The organism is Psychromonas sp., assembly GCF_983033635.1.
The window spans coordinates 27,308-32,314 of the sequence record NZ_CEZLMY010000029.1 but is presented as its reverse complement, the minus strand read 5'-3'; the positions used below and the strand labels follow the sequence as shown (position 1 = coordinate 32,314).

At 39.6% G+C, this 5,007-nt stretch carries 7 protein-coding genes; all 7 read right to left on the bottom strand.

Annotated features, from left to right (window positions below):
* Positions 1 to 376 (bottom strand): thiamine pyrophosphate-binding protein (locus AC4GME_RS06310; protein ID WP_490378799.1); only part of this gene is annotated, 376 nt, incomplete at its 3' end.
* Positions 377 to 417: 41 nt separating this feature from the next.
* Positions 418 to 573, bottom strand: coding sequence for a XapX domain-containing protein (locus tag AC4GME_RS06305; RefSeq protein WP_490378800.1), 156 nt, complete (start codon positions 571 to 573; stop codon positions 418 to 420).
* Positions 574 to 1,023: 450 nt separating this feature from the next.
* Positions 1,024 to 1,425 (bottom strand): cytidine deaminase, encoded by a 402-nt coding sequence (gene cdd / locus AC4GME_RS06300; protein WP_490378801.1) that lies wholly within the window; start codon positions 1,423 to 1,425, stop codon positions 1,024 to 1,026.
* Position 1,426: 1 nt separating this feature from the next.
* Positions 1,427 to 2,050: a hypothetical protein gene (locus AC4GME_RS06295; RefSeq protein ID WP_490378802.1), complete on the bottom strand. Its 624-nt coding sequence runs from the start codon at positions 2,048 to 2,050 to the stop codon at positions 1,427 to 1,429.
* Positions 2,051 to 2,126: 76 nt separating this feature from the next.
* Positions 2,127 to 3,464 carry a thymidine phosphorylase gene (gene deoA, locus AC4GME_RS06290; protein ID WP_490379145.1) on the bottom strand — a complete coding sequence of 446 codons (1,338 nt, stop codon included), beginning with the start codon at positions 3,462 to 3,464 and terminating at the stop codon, positions 2,127 to 2,129.
* Between the two features lie 134 nt (positions 3,465 to 3,598).
* Complete coding sequence (locus tag AC4GME_RS06285; protein WP_490379144.1) at positions 3,599 to 4,432, bottom strand: nucleoside-specific channel-forming Tsx family protein; 834 nt, start codon at positions 4,430 to 4,432, stop codon at positions 3,599 to 3,601.
* A gap of 149 nt (positions 4,433 to 4,581) precedes the next feature.
* A partial coding sequence (locus tag AC4GME_RS06280) for a phosphorylase family protein (protein ID WP_490379143.1) occupies positions 4,582 to 5,007 on the bottom strand: 426 nt, incomplete at its 5' end.

The window sequence follows — 5,007 nt, the reverse complement described above, 5'->3', positions numbered from 1 at the left end:
TACCAACAGCGTTAGTAACACCTTGGCCTAATGGGCCAGTAGTTGTTTCAATACCTGGCGTATAGCCGAGTTCCGGGTGACCGGGTGTTTTAGAGTGCAGTTGACGGAAAGACTTGATATCGTCAATTGACAGATCGTAGCCTGTTAAATGTAAGAGAGAATAGATCAGCATTGAACCATGACCATTCGACAGAACAAAACGGTCGCGATCAGCCCATTTCGGGTTAGTCGGGTTATGCTTTAAGAAATCACGCCAAAGAACTTCAGCGATATCCGCCATCCCCATTGGTGCTCCAGGGTGACCTGAATTTGATTTTTGAATGGCATCCATACTAAGGGCACGAATTGCGTTTGCTAGCTCTTGACGAGAAGGCATCTATTTCTCCTATTTAGGTTAAGTTATTTATTAACAGCTACTTACGATAAGAAGCTGCTGATATATTGTTGGAATACTAGTCCGCCTACATACACGCCTGCAATGCCCATAATTCCTGGTAAAACAGGTGGAGCTGGTAAAGGTAACTTTAAAAAAGAGAAAAGCAGACCAACGATAAGTCCTGCGAATAAAGCCATTAAAATTTCTTGCATTTTGAACCTCAGTTAATTGAATAATCGAAAGTAGTTTATTTATTCAGCAGTCGATAAAATGCGATCTAGATCGCTATAATTATTATTGTTAGCATCGTTTTTGTCGGGTTAACAAAATGTGTTGTTTACAAAGGTGTGATTTTATTTGACGGGAAACTAAAAGTTTTACCCAAGGGTTATCATCGTGTTTTTAGAAAAGCGAGAAATTAGAGTGTGTTGCAAGAGAAAATAAATTATGTGTGAGTAAGTTACGGTATTTTGCTTATGCTGGATGTTTTTGATCTGTATTCGCTGCTTTTAATGGTAATTTAAAACAATTTGCTTATAAATTGCCGTTAATAACGAGCCCCTTTATTAAACATTGCAAATAAATTATGGGACTCGTCAATATTAATATTTACTTTTGCAGATACAAGTAAATGAATTATTTGCAGTTTATAATTCAGCCCCTAAAAATGCATGGGGTAATAACTCGGCAATAGTGAACATTTCCACATCAGTTTCAGAAGCATAACAGTAAACCATAGCGTCATTAGCAGACTGCTCTGCTATTACTTGTCGGCATGATCCGCAAGGATAAGCTTTAACCAATAGCTTTTCTGAGTTGCGGCCTAGTACATGAACTTCTTTAATATCACCTATTTTTGCGCCTTCAGTCACAGCAGTCTGGAGAGCATTTCGTTCTGCACAATTAGTTGTCGGGTAGGCGGCAGATTCGACATTAACCCCTTTATAGACTTTATTGTCCTCTGTAACAACAATCGCTGCTACATTAAAACCAGAGTAGGGTGCTGATGACATATCCAGCAGAGTATTCAGTTGAGTGAAATAGTTCATTTTACAGTCTCTTTATATAGGTGTGAGGATCGCTTTCTGATTGTTTAACAAAGCCCATCTTCTCAAGGTAAAAACAATGTTCTTCATTGTCTGCGATTGCTTTTAATGTATCGATTCCTTTGTTTTTAATAAACTCAGGGTGGGTATTGTAATAATAACTGCCAAGTTTAAAGTCCCTGTATCTCGGGATGACATAATCGAGCATAATAAGAAAAACACCATCGCTTTCTTTTACGCCTGCAAGCACGCCGGCAATATTATTATCGCGTAACATATAAAATGAGGTGTCGGCTTCTTTTAATTTATCCAGTGAGACTTGTTTTTCAATCTCTTGTTGGTTAACGGCGATAAAATGCTGGAAGTATTCTGAAGCTGTTGAAGCTGAAATTATTTTAAACTCTTCTTTGGTGCGATACATCTGGAACAGGTAATATACATTGATACAGGCAATACTTAGATTCACAAAAACAGTCGGGATAGAATCAGTTAAGTAAGCAAAGCTTGCAAAAAGTATGCAACCTATAAAATTAATCACCCTTAGTTTGACGATTGAAGACATAAGAAAGGAGACTAAAACAACAAGTGAAGCTAAATAGCCAAACCACTCAACCCAATATAATTCCATAATAACTCCTTAATATTTTGTTAGACAAACTCAAGTGTTATTTTGAACACTTGAGTTTAATGATTAACTTACAGGTTTAGGAAATATCTTGTAAACGTATACGACGGTAAACTTGTGTTTCAGATTCAGGTTTATCTGTTCCACAAATAATGGCACGTTGAATAGCACGCTCAGCTTCCGTGAACTGCTCTTCAGTGCGTGCATGTATCATTGCTAGTGGTTTATCGCTGTCAATTTGATCGCCAATTGAAACAAACTGGTTTAGGCCAACTGCATAATCAATACTGTCAGTTGATTTCATTCTGCCGCCGCCCATATTAACCACTGCCATACCTATTGAGCGAGTATCCATTGACTGCACGAAACCAGACTGCTGCGCATAAACAGGACGGATAATTTCAGTTGTTTCCAGGTACTTATCGTAATTTTCAACAAAATCTGCCGGACCGCCTAATGCAGTAACCATTTTGCCGAAGACTTCAGCCGCTTTACCGTTATCCAGCACTGCCTGCAGTTTTACTTTTGCTTCTGCATCATCTTTTGCAAGGCCGCTTAATACCAGCATTTCAGCACATAATGCCATTGTTACTTCATGTAAACGCGGGTTTACATATTCACCCGTCAGAAATTGTACTGCTTCACGTACTTCAATCGCATTACCTGCACTGCTTGCCAGTACCTGATTCATATTGGTCAGTAGGGCGGTGGTTTTACAACCGGCACCATTGGCAACACCTACAATGCTTTTTGCTAAATCTTCTGATGATTCATAAGTCGGCATAAATGCGCCGCTGCCAGCTTTAACATCCATTACCAGTGATTCTAGACCAGATGCCAGTTTTTTCGATAAAATGGATGCTGTGATCAGCGGAATTGATTCAACGGTTGCGGTAATATCGCGTGTTGCGTAAAAACGTTTATCGGCAGGAGCTAACTCACCTGTCTGTGCAATAATTGCAACGCCGACATCTTTTACAATTTTACGGAAATGTTCAGCACTATCCGGTGTGGTTTTATAACCAGGAATGGCATCTAATTTATCTAATGTGCCACCTGTATGCCCTAGGCCTCGACCTGAAATCATAGGCACATAACCACCACAAGCGGCTACCATAGGGCCTAACATTAAAGAGGTAACATCACCGACACCGCCTGTTGAGTGCTTGTCTACAATCGGTCCGTCTAGATTAAGCGACTGCCAGTCTAATACCTGTCCTGAGTCACGCATTGCCGAAACCAGCAGAACACGCTCATCCATGGTCATATCCTGGAAATAGATTGCCATTGCAAATGCTGCAATTTGACTTTCAGTTACTGAGTTGTTGGTGATTCCTTTGATAAAAAAATCAATTTCTTGCTTGGTTAGGACTTTGCCATCGCGTTTATTACGAATAATTTCTTGTGGAAGTAAGATCATTTCTTCGGGCTCCAGTTATACCAATTCAATTAATTAAGTTCCCGCTCGATAGGGAACTTAAGTAATAAAATTACGCTAAGAGCCAAACTACTTGCCATAGGCAGCAAGCAGTTTGGATTAAGTTCTTTTATTTAGAACTTGTAAGTTGCAGCTACGTAGTGGCTGAAACCAGTTGATTCTGCTGAACCACCCCAAGATACGCCGTCTTCAATACCATAAACATCGTAGTATGCTTTCAGGCCGTAACCTAGAGCAAAACGATCTGAATGCCAGTAGATACCGTTAAACATTACGCCGCCGTTGCTTGCAGAAGAGTACTCCTCTTTCATACTAAACTGGTAATCAATGTAACCCTGGTAAGAGATAAATGAATCGTTTTCAAAGAAGAAGAAAGGTTTAAACCAGTTAGTTGATACCTGGTAACCGTTCCAGTCTTTTACATTTGAATCGTAATTACCGTATAGGTTTAAGCCAATTTTACCTAACCAAGGTACCATAACATCAGAGCCTAGACCGATTTTCTGTTGGTTTACTCCGAAAGTATTTGCGCCAGTAGTAACACCATCCCAAGTAAATTCAGAGGCAATGTATAGTTCTTTAACTGGGCCAAAAGAAAGATCTTTACCAGTTACCGCATCTAAAGACATACGAGGTGCAAATTTCATAAATATTTTTGCATCATTACCCGTAGCTTTATCGCTTTTTGAGTCACTTGTTAGGTTAAAAACATCAACGTATCCGTAAAGATCGAAGATTCCCGAGCGGCCGCCGAATTCCATTTCCAGGTAATCGTGGGTGTTTTCAGCAGCACCTTCTGAGCGAGGCATTTCGTCAACTGAATACATTAAGTTGAACTGCACCCATTTGTAATCGCCTTTATGAATATCGCCATCACTGTAATCAGCAGCGAAAGCAGAAGTAGACGATAAAGCTAGTACGCTAAGCGCTAAAAGAGACTTTTTCATAGTTATTTCCTTATTTAAGTTTAATAAATAATCATCATCAATGATGTTATTTGTTTTATGTATTACGTTAGTAATTTTCCAATCTAACCAAGGCGCTTTAAAGTGCTTTACACACTTTCAGCCACCTTGGCTATAAAGTTGTTGCTCTGTTACTCTGCTACAACCGAATCTAGTGCAATGATTATCATTTCATTGAAACTGTTTTGTCTTTCATCAGAAGTTGTTTTTTCACCTGTACGGATATGATCTGATACAGTTAAAATACATAGAGCTTTAGCCCCTTCTTCTGCTGCAACTGCAAATAAACCTGCAGCTTCCATCTCTACACCAAGAATGTTGTATTTTTCTAATGTATCAAACACTTCTGGCTCTGGTGTGTAGAAGGTATCTGCTGAGAAGATGTTACCGACTTTAGCTTCGATACCGTGTGCTCGAGCTGAGTTTACTGCTTTCTCTAGTAGCCCGTAATCAGCGATTGCTGCATAGTCATGTCCAGCAAAGCGGATACGGTTTGCTTTCGAGTCTGTTGAAGCACCCATCCCGATAACAACATCAAGAAGCTTAATATCACGGCT

Coding starts and splice junctions, on each gene's coding strand:
- cdd (WP_490378801.1), bottom strand. CDS start 1,425: ATGAACTATTTCACTCAACTGAATACTCTGCTGGATATGTCATCAGCA.
- AC4GME_RS06305 (WP_490378800.1), bottom strand. CDS start 573: ATGGCTTTATTCGCAGGACTTATCGTTGGTCTGCTTTTCTCTTTTTTA.
- AC4GME_RS06285 (WP_490379144.1), bottom strand. CDS start 4,432: ATGAAAAAGTCTCTTTTAGCGCTTAGCGTACTAGCTTTATCGTCTACT.
- AC4GME_RS06295 (WP_490378802.1), bottom strand. CDS start 2,050: ATGGAATTATATTGGGTTGAGTGGTTTGGCTATTTAGCTTCACTTGTT.